The 16,210-nt window shown below is 69.0% G+C and carries 13 protein-coding genes; 6 read left to right on the top strand and 7 right to left on the bottom strand.

What is annotated here, in order from left to right; translation table 11 throughout:
- The 6 genes from secA to mtrA all read right to left on the bottom strand — a co-directional run.
- The coding region (secA, locus tag E3T19_RS03670; protein WP_134408141.1) for a preprotein translocase subunit SecA at positions 1-2,719 on the bottom strand (2,719 nt) is incomplete at its 3' end.
- 100 nt (positions 2,720-2,819) lie between these two features.
- Complete coding sequence (gene hpf, locus E3T19_RS03665) at positions 2,820-3,524, bottom strand: ribosome hibernation-promoting factor, HPF/YfiA family (protein WP_088455321.1); 705 nt, start codon at positions 3,522-3,524, stop codon at positions 2,820-2,822.
- Positions 3,525-3,623: 99 nt separating this feature from the next.
- Entirely contained in the window at positions 3,624-4,337 is a 714-nt protein-coding gene (locus E3T19_RS03660; protein WP_133159827.1) for a ComF family protein, read from the bottom strand.
- Positions 4,338-4,430: 93 nt separating this feature from the next.
- Positions 4,431-6,113: an LpqB family beta-propeller domain-containing protein gene (locus tag E3T19_RS03655; RefSeq protein ID WP_165787988.1), complete on the bottom strand. Its 1,683-nt coding sequence runs from the start codon at positions 6,111-6,113 to the stop codon at positions 4,431-4,433.
- Positions 6,106-7,749 carry an MtrAB system histidine kinase MtrB gene (gene mtrB / locus E3T19_RS03650; RefSeq protein WP_088455318.1) on the bottom strand — a complete coding sequence of 548 codons (1,644 nt, stop codon included), beginning with the start codon at positions 7,747-7,749 and terminating at the stop codon, positions 6,106-6,108. The genes E3T19_RS03655 and mtrB overlap by 8 nt, the downstream gene beginning before the upstream one ends.
- A gap of 25 nt (positions 7,750-7,774) precedes the next feature.
- Positions 7,775-8,455 carry an MtrAB system response regulator MtrA gene (gene mtrA / locus E3T19_RS03645; protein ID WP_088455317.1) on the bottom strand — a complete coding sequence of 227 codons (681 nt, stop codon included), beginning with the start codon at positions 8,453-8,455 and terminating at the stop codon, positions 7,775-7,777.
- 133 nt (positions 8,456-8,588) lie between these two features.
- On the opposite strand from mtrA, the gene E3T19_RS03640 reads away from it, so the two are divergent.
- Genes E3T19_RS03640 through E3T19_RS03620 form a run of 5 tightly spaced genes read left to right on the top strand, consistent with a single transcriptional unit; the run spans position 8,589 to position 14,008 of the window.
- The gene (locus E3T19_RS03640) at positions 8,589-9,782 is read left to right on the top strand and encodes a hypothetical protein (RefSeq protein ID WP_134408140.1); all 1,194 of its coding nucleotides are present in this window, start codon (positions 8,589-8,591) and stop codon (positions 9,780-9,782) included.
- Between the two features lie 41 nt (positions 9,783-9,823).
- Entirely contained in the window at positions 9,824-10,441 is a 618-nt protein-coding gene (locus E3T19_RS03635) for a DUF4129 domain-containing protein (RefSeq protein ID WP_166788784.1), read from the top strand.
- Positions 10,438-11,685: a DUF4350 domain-containing protein gene (locus E3T19_RS03630; RefSeq protein WP_134408138.1), complete on the top strand. Its 1,248-nt coding sequence runs from the start codon at positions 10,438-10,440 to the stop codon at positions 11,683-11,685. The genes E3T19_RS03635 and E3T19_RS03630 overlap by 4 nt, the downstream gene beginning before the upstream one ends.
- Complete coding sequence (locus E3T19_RS03625; RefSeq protein ID WP_088455313.1) at positions 11,682-12,683, top strand: MoxR family ATPase; 1,002 nt, start codon at positions 11,682-11,684, stop codon at positions 12,681-12,683. Before E3T19_RS03630 ends, E3T19_RS03625 begins: the two co-directional genes overlap by 4 nt.
- 17 nt (positions 12,684-12,700) lie before the next feature.
- Positions 12,701-14,008: a DUF58 domain-containing protein gene (locus E3T19_RS03620; protein WP_134408137.1), complete on the top strand. Its 1,308-nt coding sequence runs from the start codon at positions 12,701-12,703 to the stop codon at positions 14,006-14,008.
- A gap of 10 nt (positions 14,009-14,018) precedes the next feature.
- Here E3T19_RS03620 and E3T19_RS03615 read toward each other — a convergent pair whose 3' ends face one another.
- On the bottom strand, positions 14,019-15,014 hold the full coding sequence (locus E3T19_RS03615; RefSeq protein ID WP_134408136.1) for a stage II sporulation protein M: 996 nt from the start codon (positions 15,012-15,014) through the stop codon (positions 14,019-14,021).
- A 17-nt stretch (positions 15,015-15,031) separates the two neighbouring features.
- Here E3T19_RS03615 and E3T19_RS03610 point away from each other — a divergent pair, with 17 nt between their 5' ends.
- The gene (locus E3T19_RS03610; RefSeq protein WP_134408135.1) at positions 15,032-15,886 is read left to right on the top strand and encodes an RDD family protein; all 855 of its coding nucleotides are present in this window, start codon (positions 15,032-15,034) and stop codon (positions 15,884-15,886) included.
- The last annotated feature ends 324 nt before the right edge of the window (positions 15,887-16,210 follow it).

Here is a 16,210-nt window from a genome sequence, read left to right as displayed (position 1 = left end):
GGCCGGCCGGCACGGCCGGTTCAGCGTCGGCGACGGCGGGCGCGGCGGCGCGGCGGGCACGGTCCGTCGCGGCCTGCTGGATCTGGCCGCGCTGGTTGCGCACCTCGACTCCGCCGGAGTCGCTCGGGGCGGTGTAGCTCAGCTTCTCCTGGCCGGATTCGGCCGGAGGGGTCAGGCCCTTGGCGGCGACGATCGGCGCGTCGACGGCACCGGCCGGCTGGGACACCTCGACCTCGAGGTTGAACAGGAACCCGACGGTCTCTTCGCGGATCTGGCCCATCATCTGCTGGAACATGGCGAAGCCCTCACGCTGGTACTCGACCAGCGGGTCGCGCTGCGCCATCGCGCGCAGGCCGATGCCGTCCTTGAGATAGTCCATCTCGTAGAGGTGCTCGCGCCAGCGCCGGTCGATGACCGAGAGCACCACGCGGCGTTCGAGTTCGCGCATCGCGGGTGAACCGAGCGATTCCTCACGGCGGGCGTAGGCGACCTTGGCGTCGGAGATGATCTCCCGGCGCATGAAGTCACGGTTGATCTTGCCCTTGTTGCCCGCTTCGGAGATGACCTCGTCGATGGTGAGGCCGACGGGGTAGAGGGTCTTCAGCTCGGTCCACAGGGCGTCGAAGTCCCAGTCGTCGCCGTTGCCTTCGCCGGTGTGGACCTCGAGCACCTCGTCGATGACGTCTTCGAGGAACCGCTGGGTGCGGTCGTGCAGGTCGTCACCCTCGAGGATGTGCCGTCGGTCGCTGTAGATCGCTTCGCGCTGGCGGTTGAGCACGTCGTCGTACTTGAGGACGTTCTTGCGGATCTCGGCGTTGCGGCCCTCGACCTGCGACTGGGCGCTGCGGATCGCACGGCTGACCACCTTGGACTCGATGGCCATGTCGTCGGGAACACCCTGGCGGCCCATCAGGCTTTCGGCGGCGCCGGCGTTGAAGAGGCGCATCAGGTCGTCGGTGAGCGAGAGGTAGAACCGGCTCTCGCCCGGGTCGCCCTGGCGACCGCTGCGGCCGCGCAACTGGTTGTCGATGCGGCGGGACTCGTGGCGTTCGGTGCCGAGCACGTACAGTCCGCCGGCGGCGATGACCTTGTCGGCCTCCTCGGAGACCTCGGCCTTGACGGCGGCGAAGACGTCGTCCCACTCTTTTTCGTATTCGTCCGGTGTCTCGACCGGGCTCAGGCCCTTCGCGTTCATCGCGGCGACGGCGAGGAATTCGGCGTTGCCGCCGAGCATCACGTCGGTGCCACGGCCGGCCATGTTGGTGGCGACGGTGACCGAGCCCAGGCGGCCGGCCTGGGCGACGATGGCGGCCTCGCGAGCGTGGTTCTTGGCGTTGAGGACCTCGTGGCGCACGCCCTTCTTCGCCAGCAGGCGGGAGAGGTATTCGCTCTTCTCGACGCTCGTGGTGCCGACCAGGACCGGCTGTCCGTTGGCATGGCGCTCGACGATGTCCTCGACGACCTGGCCGAACTTGGCCTCTTCGTTCTTGTAGATGAGGTCGGACTGGTCGATGCGCTGCATCGGCTTGTTGGTGGGGATCGCGACGACGCCGAGCTTGTAGGTGCTCATGAATTCGGCGGCCTCGGTCTCGGCGGTTCCGGTCATGCCGGAGATCTTCGAGTACAGGCGGAAGTAGTTCTGCAGGGTCACGGTGGCCAGGGTCTGGTTCTCGGCCTTGACCGCGACGCCTTCCTTGGCCTCGATCGCCTGGTGGATGCCCTCGTTGTAGCGGCGGCCCATCAGAATGCGGCCGGTGTGCTCGTCGACGATGAGCACCTCGCCGTTCATCACGACGTAGTCCTTGTCCTTCTTGAACAGGGCGTTGGCCTTGATGGCGTTGTTCAGGAACGAGATCAGCGGGGTGTTCGCGGATTCGTAGAGGTTGTCGATGCCGAGGTAGTCCTCGACCTTTTCGATGCCGGGTTCGAGCACTCCGACGGTGCGCTTCTTCTCGTCGACTTCGAAGTCCTCGTCGACGACGAGGCGCTTGGCGAGGCTGGCGAACTCGGTGAACCAGCGGTTCGCCTCCCCCGATGCGGGTCCGGAGATGATCAGCGGGGTGCGGGCCTCGTCGATGAGGATCGAGTCGACCTCGTCGACGATCGCGAAGTAGTGACCGCGCTGCACCATGTCGCTGGCCTGCCAGGCCATGTTGTCGCGCAGGTAGTCGAAGCCGAACTCGTTGTTGGTGCCGTAGGTGATGTCGCAGGCGTACATCTCGCGACGCTGCGCGGGGGTCTGTCCGGAGACGATGCATCCGGTGGTCATGCCCAGGGCGCGGAACACGCGGCCCATCAGTTCGCTCTGGTAGCTGGCCAGGTAGTCGTTGACCGTGATGACGTGCACACCACGGCTGGTGATGGCGTTGAGGTAGGCCGCCGTGGTGGCGACCAGGGTCTTGCCCTCACCGGTCTTCATCTCGGCGATGTTGCCCAGGTGCAGGGCCGCGCCGCCCATGAGCTGGACGTCGAAGTGCCGCAGGCCCAGGGTGCGGGTGGAGGCCTCTCGTACGGCGGCGAACGCCTCGGGCAGCAAGTCGTCCAGCGACTCACCGCCCGAGTAACGCTCACGCAACTGCACGGTCTCGTTCTTCAGCTCCTCATCACTGAGGGTGCTGAAGTCGTCTTCCAGCGCATTGATGGCCTTTGCGTAGCTCTCGAGTCGACGCAGAATGCGCCCCTCGCCAACACGAAGAACTTTTTCCAGTATTCCGGCCACGAATGCACTCCACTAGTCGTCACGGCGTGCGAACACGCCTGTCGTCCGGTCGGACGCACGTAGCGCCGACCTAGCCGGCAACTATAGCAATGCTAGTTGGTCAGGAGCTGGACCCGCTGGACACTGACGCCAGCTCTCTCGCTGCGTCGGAGTTCGGGTCCAGTTCGATGACACCGTAATCCCAGCCCTTGCGCCGGTAGACGACGCTGGGCCGGTTGGATTCGGCATCCTGGAACAGGTAGAAGTCGTGACCGACGAGCTCCATGAAGTACAGGGCGTCGTCCACGGTCATGGGCGCGGCAGAGAAGACCTTGCGACGTATGACCACCGGGCTGTAGACCTCCTCGGCTTCTTCGGTCTCGCCGGCCTCGTCGGAGACGACCTGGATCGCCCCGGTGCGCACGCGCTCCAGGGTCTCAACGTCGGCCGGGACGATGTCGATCACCGCGAAACCTGACGACGACGCCTCATGCAGCGAGGTGGGCCGGTGCGCGCCCCCACGGTGCACCTTCCGGCGGTCCTTGGCTCGACGCACCCGTTCCAGGAGCCTGCCGAGGGCGATGTCGAAGGCCGCGTACTTGTCGCTGCCCTCGGCTTCGGCCCGGACGATGGGCCCCTTGCCGATGAGCGTGAGTTCGACGCGGTCGTTACCGGCGGCGCCGCTCTTCTCGGTGTGACGACTGACCTTGATTTCCAGGGCGAGGGCCTTGTCGGCGAGGCCGGCGATCTTCTCGGCCTTCTCCGTCGCATATTCCCGGAAGCGATCAGTGATCCCCAGGTTGCGTCCAACGATGTTAGTTTCCATGACGACCTCCAGATCTGGCGAACCGCCCCTGATCCGGGCGATTGGTACGCGCCTTTGGCACAACCGTAGTCGTGCCAGCTGGATAAGTCACAGCTTTTGTCAATCAGTTTCCCGTGAACGATGAATGTCGGGATGGTGCCGTCGTGTTTCCGCGACGGTCGCCGCTCCGACCACCTCACCGCCGGCCTGTCGGAGGGCGCGCCGGGCCTCCAGGAGGGTGGCGCCTGTGGTCACGATGTCGTCGACGAGCAGGATCCGGCTGCCGGCAAGCGGCCTGGTCGCCACCAGCGTGCCGCTGCGGTTGTCCATCCGCTGCTGCCGGCCCAACCCGACCTGGTCCGCGACGCCGGCACGCGGCCGCAGGAGCGCGCTCCCGCGGAGGCCGGCCCGGCTGAGGAGCAGGTCGACGGGGTGGAACCCGCGCGCCCGCCAGGCCCGGCGGGAGGACGGCACGGTGACCAGCACGATGCCACTGGAGACCTGGGTGGGCTCTGCGGCGACCAATGCCGCCCCCACGGCCAGGCGAAGCGCCACGGCGAGCGCCGGAGCGGCATCCGTTCGACCGCCGTCCTTGTACGCCACCAGCACCCTGCCCACCACGCCGGTGTACTCCAACGCGGACCAGACCGTGAGGTCCTCCCGGTAGACCGCCCTCGGCTGGGCACGCAGCGCGCTCAGGCAGGCGGCGCACAGCGCCCGGTCCGGCGTGCCGCAGCCGCTGCACTGGGTGGGCATCAGCACTGCCCAGGCATCGAGGACGGCGGCACGGGTTGCCGCGCGCACCGTCTGCATCACCCCTCGGTCGCTGGTCATCCGGTCAGACTCGCGCGTCGGGGTGATCCCTGCGGCCTGACGCGCTCACCTGTGCACTGTCGGCGGCCGCGGCGGCTGGGGAGGAGGGCCGGCTCAGCCGCCGGTGCCCTGCTGGGTGGCCACGAGGGTGACCGCGTCGATACGTTCCTGCCAGCCGATGCCGCGCTGCACCAGGAGTGACCCCTCCACGGACAGCGCCCGCAGGTCGCGCAATAGGTTACTGCCCGTGATCGAGCGGATTCCCGTCGACGACTCGAGCTGCTCGCTGGTGCCGCCGATCTCGTGGGAGACGACGCGACTTTCTCCGTCTGGCTGCAGGCTCAGGTACGCCACCGTTGCCTGGTCGACCCAGGTCGCATCCATCGGGATTCCGGCGTCGGTGGCCAGCTGCACGGGGTCGCCCAGGCCGACCGGAGCCCCGTTCTCCCGCAGCACACCGGCCACCACGAGGCGCAGCTCGCCGGCCGCGCTCAGCAGCGCGATCACCCGGGTGCCGTCGCGGGAGACCTTGAGCGCGGTGATCGCCGAGGAGTCCAGCCAGGGCGTCGGAATGGCCTGCGCCGCTCCCTGAGTGTTGTACACGAAGAGCTCGTTGGGCCGGTCTCCCGGCACCGACCAGACATAGCCGGAGCCGTCGATGGACGGGGCGATGAGGTTCTGCCGCGGATCGAGCAGCCTGGCATCCTCGCCCACCCTGACTCCGTAGACCCCGGTGGCGGTGAGGGCGGCGGCCGCCGTCTGCGACGGCGACAGCGTGACCGCGCTGGGTGCGAGGGCGGCGACGGACTCCGACAGCCCCGGCAACAGGTTGATCGTCTTGCCGGTCGCGGCAAGGAACCCGAACTCGCCATCGCGCAGCACGAGGGCCCGCGCATCCACCCGGGGGTTCACCACGGGTTCGTTCGCGCCGAGAGCGGCGATGTCCTGAGAGTTCCGGTTGATCGTGACCGTGACCGTGAGCCCGCTGGGCAGGCTGTTCTCCAGCTGGCTCTTCATCCGCTGCAGGGTCAGCCTGTCGGCGTTCAACGCCTCGCTGTTCAGATCCACCTTGGCGTCCCTGGCCACCACGGTGACGGCGTCGGCGGTGAGGGCGGTGCCCTCGGGGAACGCCGACGTCACCGCGCCGGCGAGCCACTCACTGGGTCCGCTGAGCACGCCGTTGACGATCTTGGTCGGCAGGGATGTCCCGCGCGGGTACCACCGCACGTCGGGCACCAGGAATTGGAAGTCCGGGTCGAAGAAATAGAGCGACTGGGCGCTGAAGACGTCCTCGAAGGTGTTCTGGTCGAGAACGGTGCCGTTGGGCGCCGCACTGATCCGCCACTCGCCGTTCACCTGCGCGAACTGGTAGCGCAGTTGCACGTTCGCCGACGCGGCGTCGCCGTGGTACTCACCGATCGCGTTGACCTCGGCCACCGGTCGCACGGACACGAGCATGGTGCTGTCGTCGACGGGCACAACGATGCGCCCAGACCCGTCTTCAACGGTGACACCGGTGTCGGACTTCCAGGTGTCGCTGAAATCCGCCGTCAGGAACTCCCTGGCGATCTCGTAGTTGTTGTCCGGGCTGGTGGCGGCACCGATGAATCCGGTCAGGATCTCCTCCATCGAGGCCCCGTCCCGTGGCCGGTCCGGCAGGAAGACCGGGGCCGGGTTTTCCCCGGCCACCACGTCCTGGCCGGTCTGCACTGCCCCGGTGCGCGGAATGCTCGAGCAGCCGCCGAGCAGGAGGGCCATCGCGGTGACGACGGCGACGAGCCTGGCCGGGCTACGCATGGTGGTCTCTTCTCGGTTCGGCGTGGGGCGACACGAATCCGGCGGTGTCGGCATCCGCCGGCGGCAGCGGGTTGGGCGACACCGTCAGCGCGACGCCGGTTGTGCGGGGCAGGGTCAGTCTGAAGCAGGACCCGGCGCCGGGACTGGACCAGACCTGCAGCCAGCCGCGGTGGGCGGCGGCATCCTCGAGGGAGATGGCCAGGCCGAGCCCGGTGCCGCCGATCGTGCGTTTGCGGGACGGGTCAGCCCGCCAGAACCTGTCGAACACGTGGGTGATCTCGGCCTGGGTCATGCCCATTCCGTAGTCCCGTACCGACAGCGCCACCGCCGATTCGTTGCTGTCCACCGACACGACGATCGGTTTGCCCTCGCCGTGCTCGATGGCGTTGCCGATGAGGTTGTTGACGATGCGGCGCACCCGTCGTGGGTCCATCTCCGCGGCCAGATGCCCGCCGGGCGCGGCCAGCCTGATCTCGCTCCCCTTGGAATCTCCGAGCGAGCGCATGCCGTCGATGACGTCCTCCGCCAGATGCACAAGATTGGTGGGTTCGGATTCGAGCTCGACGGACCCGGCGTCATAGCGGCTGATCTCGAGCAGGTCCGCCAGGAGCAGCTCGAAGCGTTCCACCTGGGTGTGCAGCAGCTCCGCGGTGCGTTCGGTGGCCGGCGGGAAGCTGGCCCGCTGGTCGTAGAGGAGGTCTCCGGCCAGGCGGATCGTGGTGAGAGGGGTGCGGAGCTCGTGCGAGACGTCGGACACAAAACGTTGCTGCACCTCGGACAGGTCGGCCAGTTCCTTGATCTGGCTCTGCAGGCTGTCGGCCATGCCGTTGAACGAACGGGCCAGCGTCGCGATCACGTCCTCGCCCTTTTCGGGGATCCGCACGCCCAGGTCACCGGAGGCGAGTTTCTGGCTGGTCTGGGCCGCCACCTGGATCGGGGCGACCACGAAGCGCACCACGATCCAGGTGACCGCTCCGATCAACACCATCAGGGCCAGGCCGGCGCCGCCCAGGGTCCGCTGCACGAACAGCAGCGTCGATTCGGCGTCGGCGAGGCTGTACCCGATGTACAGCTCGTAGCGCCCGGCGACGGGGACCGTGATCTGGGAGCCGACGACGATTCCGGGCACCGACGAACCGTCGTCGGAGGCCAGAGTCACCGATTGCCAGAACTGCCCGTCGGCGTCGTCCTGCACGGCCTCCCGGATTTCCGGCGAGATGACCGCGGTGGATGATCCGAACGTCGAGGAGTCCTGGGGTGCCACGGTCGACGATTCCTGCCCCGGCACCCTGAAGACGGCGACCAGCCGGCTCGACGACGCGGCGGAGATCGACGTGCGGGCTGACTCCAACAGCGTCTGCACCTGCACCCGGTCGACGGCATCCGAGGAGTCCAGGATTCCCTGGGCGGCGCTGGTGGCCCGGTTGGAGTCCACCAGAATCTGGGTCAGCCGCGACTGGAACAGGTCGTTGCCGACACTGACCGACATGTACACGCCGACCAGTCCAATGGCGGCGCCCGACGCCAGCACCGTGATGGCGACGGTGCGGAACTGCAGGGAGGAGCGCCAGCTGCGCCGCAGCTGCTGGGCCAGGCGGCGCCACGATCCCCACGATCGCCAGTCCAGCCTCCACACGTCCAACCGCGCAGCCACCGGGCCCCTAGCTGGCGGCGCCGGCGCGGTAGCCGACTCCGCGCACGGTCATCACGATGCGCGGGTTGTCAGGGTCGTCTTCGACCTTGGCGCGCAGACGCTGAACGTGCACATTGACCAGCCGGGTGTCGGCCTTGTAGTGATAGCCCCAGACCTGTTCGAGGAGCATCTCACGGGTGAAGACCTGGGCTGGTTTGGAGGCCAACGCCAGCAGCAGGTCGAATTCCAGCGGAGTCAGGTTGATGCTCTGCTCTCCGCGCTTGACCTCGTGGCCGGCGGCGTCGACGACGAGGTCGCCGATCTGCAGACTGGCGGGCGTCTCCACCGGGACCGGTCGCAGCCGGGTACGAATCCGGGCGACGAGCTCCTTGGGGTTGAACGGTTTGACCATGTAGTCGTCCGCGCCGGATTCCAGCCCCTTGACCACATCGGTGGTGTCCGACTTCGCCGTCAGCATGATGATGGGGGTGCCGGACTCGGCCCGGATCAGGCTGCACACCTCGATGCCGTCCAGCCCGGGCAGCATGAGGTCGAGGAGCACCAGGTCGGGCACGACGCTGTGAAACGCGTCAAGGGCCTGCGCCCCGTCCGCACAGAAGTGCGGCTCGAAGCCCTCGCCCTGCAGGACGATGCCGATCATCTCAGCGAGTGCGGGGTCATCGTCGACAACCAAAATGCGTGAGTTCATTGATCCGTTTTCCGCCCGGTCACCGGGCAATAACGCGCACGACACGGGCAATCTCTGGCACAAGAATAGTCGACACGGCTCCGAGATATCGCGCAGGCCACACAGTGCAGTCCGGGTATGCCAGCATGGAGGCGTGACGGACCCAGACTGGCACCCACCGACCACCTCCCCCGGCGTACCTCGCTACGGCGAATACGCCCCGACAGGCGCGCCCGGCACCCCTCCGGCGGCACCGTCCGGCGGCTACCGGCCCAGTGCGCCGCCGGCCTGGGCCCCGCCGCCCAAGCCCGGTCTGATTCCGCTGCGCCCGCTGGGCTTCGGTACCCTGCTCGGCGCTCCCTTCCAGGTTCTGCGGCGCAATCCCAAGGCCACCTTCGGCAGCGCACTGATCGTGCAGGGCGCCACGCTCCTGATTACCCTGGTCGTCGTCGGCCTGGTGAGTTTTTTCGCCCTCAGCCGGGTCGCCTCGGCGCCGGTCGATGAACAGGATGCCGTCGAGGCCGGCGCGATCCTCACCATCGTGCTGTCCGCCCTGATACCTGTCGCCCTGGCCATCGTCGCGTCGGCTCTTCTGCAGGGCGTGATCGTGCTCGAGGTGTCCCGGGCGACCCTGGGTGAGAAGCTGCGCCTGGGCGCGCTGTCGCGCCAGGTGGGTCGGCGGGTGTGGCCACTGGTCGGCTGGACCCTGCTGCTCAGCGCGGCGCTGCTGGTCGGCGTGCTGCTCATCGGTGGACTGGTCTTCGTGTGCGTGCTCCTGGGCGGCGGGTGGATCGCAGCGGCCGTGATCGTCGGTGTCTTCGGCGGACTGGGGCTCCTCGCCCTGGGAGCCTGGGTGAGCACCAAGACCGCCGTCGTCCCGAGCCTGATCGTGCTGGAACGGTTGGGCATCCGGCAGGCGATCCGGCGTTCCTGGTCGTTGACGGGCGGCTTCTTCTGGCGCACCCTGGGTGTTCTGCTGCTGATCACGGTGATCGTGAACGTCGTCGCGCAGATCGTGACCACCCCGCTGTCGCTGTTGTTCAGCGTGGTGCTCAGCCTGATCGACCCGAACGCCGCCTTCGACGCCTACATTCCCGCCATCGTGCTGTACGTCCTCACGCTCCTGATCGCCCTGGTCCTGGGCGCCGTGACCGCCGTCGTGCAGTCGGCCGCCGTTGCCCTGATCTACATCGACCTGCGGATGCGCAAGGAGGGCCTTGACCTGGAGCTGCAGAGGTTCGTCGAAGCGGCCCCCGGCGCCAAGGCCAGCGATCCCTACCTCACCCGCACCGCGCCCGCTGCCGCCGACACTGCGACCCGCCCCGACCCGGGGTCGCCCTGGGCATGATCGCGGGGTGGGGGCCGGTTCTGCCGTGGATGGGGATCCCGGTGGATCCCGGCGCGCCCGACGCGCAGCAGTGGCTGCGCGATGAGCTCGCCAAGGCTCCCTACCAGGCGGCCCAGCCCACCTGGTTCGACAGGCTCTCCCAGGCGATCTTCGACTGGTTCTCTTCGCTGTCCTTCGTCGGCGACGGCAGCGGGGGCTGGATCCCGCTGGTCGCGACGCTGATCGGGATCGCCCTGCTGGTGGCCGCCGTGCTCGTTTTCGGGCTGCCCCGGCGGGCACGGCGCCGCCGGAAGGCCGCGGGACTGTTCGCCGCCGATGATCGCCGCACCGCGGATCAACTGCGTAAATCGGCCGCCGCCGCCGCATCGGCCGGCGACTGGACCCTCGCCAGCGAGGAGGCCTTCCGGGCCATCGCCCAGGGGCTGGCGGAACGCACCATCCTGCGGCCGACACCGGGAACGACGGCGCACCGCGTCGCCGAACTGGCCGGCGACGCCTTCCCCGACGAACGGGCCCGGTTGATCAGTGGCGCGAGCGTATTCGAGAGCGTGCGTTACCTCGGCGGCATCGGAACCGAGCAGGGCTACTCCGCTCTGGTCGACCTCGACGCCGATCTGCGGGCCGCCCGTCCCCGCTCGACGGCGCCGGTGGCTCCGTGAGCGCCGTCACCACCGCGAGTCCGGTGTCGAGCACGCCCACGATTCGCCTCGCGCTGCGGAGGTCCGTGTTCTGGGTCGTCGCGGGGGTCGGCGCCCTGCTCGTGGCCGTCGTCGCCTTCATCCTCACCGGGGCCGGGGGCGCCGCCGGCCCGCGGCTGGGGGCCGACAACCCCGCTCCGACCGGCGGCATGGCCGTCGTCGAGGTGCTCCGCCAGCAGGGGGTGACCGTCGTGCCGGTGGACACCCTCGACGAGGCCGGCGATGCGACGGCCGCGGCCGGGAATGCCACCCTGTTCCTGTCCGACGAGTCCGGCTACCTCAGCACCGACCAGCTCGATCGGCTCGGTGATCTGGCCGGCCGCACCGTTGTCGTTGACCCCGACTTCCGTGCCCTGCAGGCCTTGGCCCCCGAAGTCGGGTTCGGCGGCGTGTCTGGCGCGGACTCCCTCGACGCCGAGTGCCCGGTTCCGGCCGCCGAGCGCGCCGAAACGATCTCACCCGGCGGCAAGACACTCGGCCTGCCCGCGGGCACCGCCGGCTATACGGGCTGCTTCCCCGGCGAGAACGACACCTTCTCGGTGATCGAACGGGTCACGGATGACCGCACCGTCACCCTGGTTGCCGACACCGCGGTGTTCGCCAACGACGAGATCGCCACCTACGGCAATGCCGCGCTGGCCCTCAACCTTCTCGGCGCCACCGACACCCTGGTCTGGTATCTGCCGACCCTGGCCGACGTGCCCGTCACCGGCCCGCCCTCGCTCGGCGCGCTCACGCCCGGCTGGGTGACGCCGGTGCTGCTCCTGCTGGTGGGCGTCGCCGTCACCGCCATGGTGTGGCGCGGCCGCCGGTTCGGCCCCCTGGTCGCCGAGAACCTGCCCGTCGTCGTGCGGGCCAGCGAGACCATGGAAGGGCGCGCGCGGCTGTACGCCCGCGGCAGCGCCCGGCTGCGGGCGGTCGACGCGATCCGGATCGGTGCGGTGGCCCGGATGGCCCAGGCCGCGGGATTGCCCCGGACCGCGCCCCTCGACCAGGTGATCCGCACTGTCGCGGCGCTCACCGCCCTGCCGCCGGAGCGCGTGCACGCCGTGCTCGTCGGTGAGGTGCCGGGCAGCGACGCCGCCATGATGGCGCTGTCGGACGCCATCGACGAACTGGAACGCGCCACCGCCCTCGCCGCCCGCCCGCCCGGCGCCGGGCCCTCCCCCACCGCTCGCCCGTCAACCGGAAGAATGGAACCATGACCAGCCACGCCCCGACATCCGCCGAGACCAGCCCAGCCGACGCCTCGACCGACAGCCTGCGCCGCGCCCTCGCGCAGGTGCGCACCGAGGTCGGCAAGGCCGTCGTCGGGCAGGACGGCGCCGTCACCGGACTGATCATCGCCCTGCTCTCCCGCGGTCACGTTCTGCTGGAAGGCGTACCCGGTGTGGCCAAGACCCTGCTGGTGCGGTCCCTGAGCCACGCGCTCAGCCTGGACACCAAGCGGGTGCAGTTCACCCCCGACCTGATGCCGGGCGACGTGACCGGTTCGCTCATCTACGACGCGAAGGCCGGCGAGTTCGAGTTCCGCAACGGGCCCGTCTTCACGAACATCCTGCTCGCCGACGAGATCAACCGCACACCACCGAAGACCCAGTCCGCCCTGCTGGAGGCGATGGAGGAGCGCCAGGTCAGCGTGGACGGGCTCTCGCTCCCGCTGCCGGAACCGTTCATCGTGGCCGCGACCATGAACCCGATCGAATACGAAGGCACGTACACGCTCCCCGAGGCCCAGCTGGACAGGTTCCTGCTCAAGCTCGTGCTCGACATCCCCGAGCGTGACGTCGAGCTCGAGGTGTTGCGCCGGCACGCCACCGGGTTCAGCCCACGCGACCTCACCGCCGCGGGCGTCACCCCGGTGCTCGGTGCCGCCGAGCTCGCCGCGGCCCAGGCATCCGTCGCCGCCGTCGGTGCGAGCCCCGACGTGCTGGCGTACATCGTCGACCTGGCCAGGGCCACCCGGAACAGCCCGTCGGCCAAACTGGGCGTGAGCCCCCGTGGCACCACCGCCCTCCTCGCCGCGGCCAAGGCCTGGGCGTGGCTGAGCGGTTACGCGTCGATCACCCCCGATCACGTGCAGGCCATGGTGCTGCCAGTCTGGCGACACCGAATCCAACTGCGCCCGGAGGCGGAACTCGAAGGCATCACCGTCGACACGATCCTGCACGGCGTGCTGCAGCAGGTCCAGGTTCCGATCTAACCGATGACACGCATCCGATGACACTGACCGGCCGCTTCGTCCTCCTCGTCGCCCTCGGCGTCGTGCCCATCGTGCTGCTCGGCGACACGTCCGCGCGGGCACTGGCGGTCCTGGCCGGCTGGCTGCTGCTCGCCCTGACACTCGGGATCATCGACCTGGCCCTCGCCGCGTCGCCGCGGCGGCTGACCCTGGCCCGGGTGTTGCCGTCCAGGGTGCGCCTGGGTGAGGAGGTGACCAGCGAGCTCTATCTGCGCAACGATGGTCCCCGCCGGCTTCGCGGCATCGTCCGCGACGGGTGGCAGCCGTCGGCCGGCGCGGGCAACAACCGCACGGCTGTGACGTTGCCGGCCGGGGAACGACGCCTCGTCGAGCTGACTCTCGTGCCCACCCGGCGCGGAGAACGCACCGCGTCCCACGTGACGGTGCGCTCGATGGGCCCGCTGGGCCTCTGGGCCAGGCAGGCCACCCTCATCGCGCCCGCCCAGATCAGGGTGCTGCCGCCCTTCCACTCCCGCAAACACCTGCCGAGCCGGATCAGCCGGCTCAAGGAGCTCGACGGACGCACCAGCGTGCTCGTGCGCGGCCAGGGTACCGAGTTCGACTCCCTGCGCGAATACGTGCGCGGCGACGACGTGAGGTCCATCGACTGGCGTGCCACCGCGCGCCGCAACGACGTCGTGGTGCGCACCTGGCGGCCCGAACGTGACCGACGCATTGTGATCGTCATCGACACCGGCCGCACCTCCGCCGCCCGGGTCGCCGACGAACCACGGCTGGACACCGCCTTCGAGGCGGCGCTGCTTCTGGCCGCACTGGCGTCCAGGGCCGGTGACAGGGTGGACTTCCTGGCCTGGGACCGCCGGGTGCGGGCCCGGGTGCAGGGCGCGTCGGGAGCCGAACTGCTCAGCCGCATGGTGGACGGCATGGCGCTGATCGAACCCGAGCTCATCGAGATGGACTGGACGGCCCTTCCCGGCCAGATCCGTGGCATCACCGGCCAGCATGCGCTGGTGGTGTTGCTCACCCCGATGGATGCCCCCGGCGCGTCGACGGGGCTGCTATCGGTGCTCGGTCAACTCACCTCGCGGCACACCGTGCTGGTGGCATCGGTGACGGACCCGACGGTCGCCGGTCTGACCCGCAGCCGAGGGACCCGCGAAGACGTGTACAGGGCCGCGTCGGCGGAACGCACCTTGCTGGACGCCACTCGGGTGGCCGCGGCTGTGCGGCAGCTCGGCGCAGACGTGGTCACCGGTGCCCCCGACGAGCTGCCGCCGGCCCTGGCCGACCGCTACATCGCCCTCAAGGCGGCGGGCCGGCTCTAGTCGGCGACGCTCAGCCGGCAAAGACTCGGGCGCTGCCGGCCTCGAACTCGGCCAGGTCACCGGTCTCGCCCGCGCGCACGGCGCGCCCGCCGAGCACCAGCATGTAGGCGAGAAAGGCCAGCAGGGCCGCAGCGCCGATGCCGATCTTCACCGGCCACGGCCATGGCGCCGGGGTCACAAAGCCCTCGATGATGCCGGACACCAGCAGCACAAAAACCAGTCCGATCGCCACCGTGAACAGCGCGCGGGCTTCCTCGGCCAGGGCCTGACCGCGGGTGCGGGCACCCGGCGCGATCCAGGCCCAGAAGATGCGAAGGCCCGCTGCTGCCGCCACGAAGATCGCGGTCAGTTCCAGCAAGCCGTGCGGGGCGATGTAGAGGAAGAACGTGTCGCCCTCGTCGTAGGCGAACATCACCGCCGCGGTGACGCCGAGGTTCTGGGCATTCTGCAGGACGATGTACGGCACGTAGACGCCCAGGATGCCGAACGCGACACACTGCGCCGCGATCCAGGCATTGTTGGTCCACACCCGTCCGGCGAAGGACGCCGCGGGGTTCTCAGAGTAGTAGGAGACAAAGCTCTGGTTCGCGAGTTGCTCCAGCTCGGCGGGAGACCCGAAGTTGGCCAGCACGTCGGGGTTGTTGGTGGCCCAGACCGCGTAGAGGCCCGCGACGACAAACGTCACCACGGCCACCGCCAGGGTGAGCCAGCGCAACCTGTACAGCGCGGCCGGTAGCTGGGTGAGGAAGAACCGCGGCAACTGCGAGAGCACATTGGTGCCCGCGCCCGTGAAGCGCAGCCGGGCCCTGGACAGGAGCACCGAGAGCCTGTCGCCCTGCATCGTCGAACCGGCGGCGGTCTTGATGACCGAGAGCTGGGTGGCGCCGGCCTGATAGGCCTGGATCAGTTCGTCGGACTGGGCACCGCTGAGTTGCCGCCGGCGGCCGAGTACGGCCAGGCGGTCCCATTCGGCGCGGTGCGCCGCTGAATACGCGTCAAGATCCATCTGATTCAATAGTAGACATGGCGGAGCCCTGGAAAGCAGCCGATCACGGTGAAGATTCCCTGATCGAGCACGAGCTGGTGACCGGTGAGGCCGTTGCCCTCGATGTTCGCCCGGCGAGCGTGATCCTGCGAGGTGCGGGAACGATGATCGATTGGGTGGCCTACGTCGGCTTCTTCCTGCTCATGGCGCTGGTGGTTTCGAGTTTGTTCGGCGACGGAATCGACGAGGCTTTAGCCCAGGCGCTGGCCATCTCGGGCCTGGTCTTCTCGCTGCTGATCGTGCCGATGCTGGTCGAGACCCTCTCGCACGGACGGTCATTGGGCCGCTGGGCGGTCGGCGCGCGCATCGTGCGGGATGACGGCGGCGCCACCGGGCTGCGGCATTCCTTCATTCGGGCGCTGATGGGCGTGATCGAGATCTTCCTCACCTTCGGCGGACTCGCGGTCACCTGCGCCCTGCTCAACTCCCGTTCCAAACGACTCGGCGACCTCCTGGCCGGCACCTACAGCCAACACGAGAGGGTGCCGCGGTTCAGTGAACCCACCTTTGTGCTGCCGCCGGTCCTGGCGTCCTGGGCCGCGACGGTGGACGTCGCCCGCCTGCCCGATCGACTGTCTCGCCGGGTGGCGCAGTTCCTGCGGCAGGCCCACCAGCTCTCCCCCGACACCCGGGTGCGGCTGGCGGAGGGCCTCGCCGCGGAGGTGGCGCCGTTCGTGTCGCCCCTCCCGGCGGTACCGCCGGAGTTTCTTCTCATCGGCGTGGCAGAAGTACGGCGTAACCGCGAGTACAACGGCCATCTGCTCGAGCGCGGCCGGCTTGAGAAGCTCTCTCCGGTCCTCACCGGCCGCCCGCACGACTTCCCCGAGCGCTAACCCCTCCTCTCCCCTTCGCCCGCGAGCTGTGGCTGTCGAGCCCTGGTGAGCCGCCCTGCGGGTCGTGACCGTCCTCGTCGGTCGAGCCTGTCGAGACCCGGTGAGCCGGCCGCAGGGTCGTGACCGTCCGTCGGTCGAGCCTGTCGAGATCCGGTGAGGCCGGCTCTGGGGCTCGTGAGGGGCTCGACCGGGGAGGGTGGGGTTAAACGCAGAAAAGCCACCCCGGGTGGGGTGGCTTTTCTGTGTGTTTCTAAGTTAAGTCCGGCGGTGTCCTACTCTCCCACAGGGTCCCCCCTGCAGTACCATCGGCGCAAAGAGTCTTAG

Origin of the sequence: Cryobacterium sp. TMT4-31 (genome assembly GCF_004403385.1) — a bacterium.
GTDB lineage: Bacteria > Actinomycetota > Actinomycetes > Actinomycetales > Microbacteriaceae > Cryobacterium > Cryobacterium zongtaii.
The sequence above is the reverse complement of the archived record's forward strand: the minus strand, read 5'-3'. Positions and strand labels throughout refer to the sequence as shown.

Excerpts from the sequence above, each read along its gene's own strand:
- hpf (WP_088455321.1), bottom strand. The coding sequence starts at position 3,524 with ATGGAAACTAACATCGTTGGACGCAACCTGGGGATCACTGATCGCTTC.
- E3T19_RS03660 (WP_133159827.1), bottom strand. The coding sequence starts at position 4,337 with ATGACCAGCGACCGAGGGGTGATGCAGACGGTGCGCGCGGCAACCCGT.
- E3T19_RS03655 (WP_165787988.1), bottom strand. The coding sequence starts at position 6,113 with ATGCGTAGCCCGGCCAGGCTCGTCGCCGTCGTCACCGCGATGGCCCTC.
- mtrA (WP_088455317.1), bottom strand. The coding sequence starts at position 8,455 with ATGAACTCACGCATTTTGGTTGTCGACGATGACCCCGCACTCGCTGAG.
- E3T19_RS03625 (WP_088455313.1), top strand. The coding sequence starts at position 11,682 with ATGACCAGCCACGCCCCGACATCCGCCGAGACCAGCCCAGCCGACGCC.
- E3T19_RS03620 (WP_134408137.1), top strand. The coding sequence starts at position 12,701 with ATGACACTGACCGGCCGCTTCGTCCTCCTCGTCGCCCTCGGCGTCGTG.
- E3T19_RS03615 (WP_134408136.1), bottom strand. The coding sequence starts at position 15,014 with ATGGATCTTGACGCGTATTCAGCGGCGCACCGCGCCGAATGGGACCGC.
- E3T19_RS03610 (WP_134408135.1), top strand. The coding sequence starts at position 15,032 with ATGGCGGAGCCCTGGAAAGCAGCCGATCACGGTGAAGATTCCCTGATC.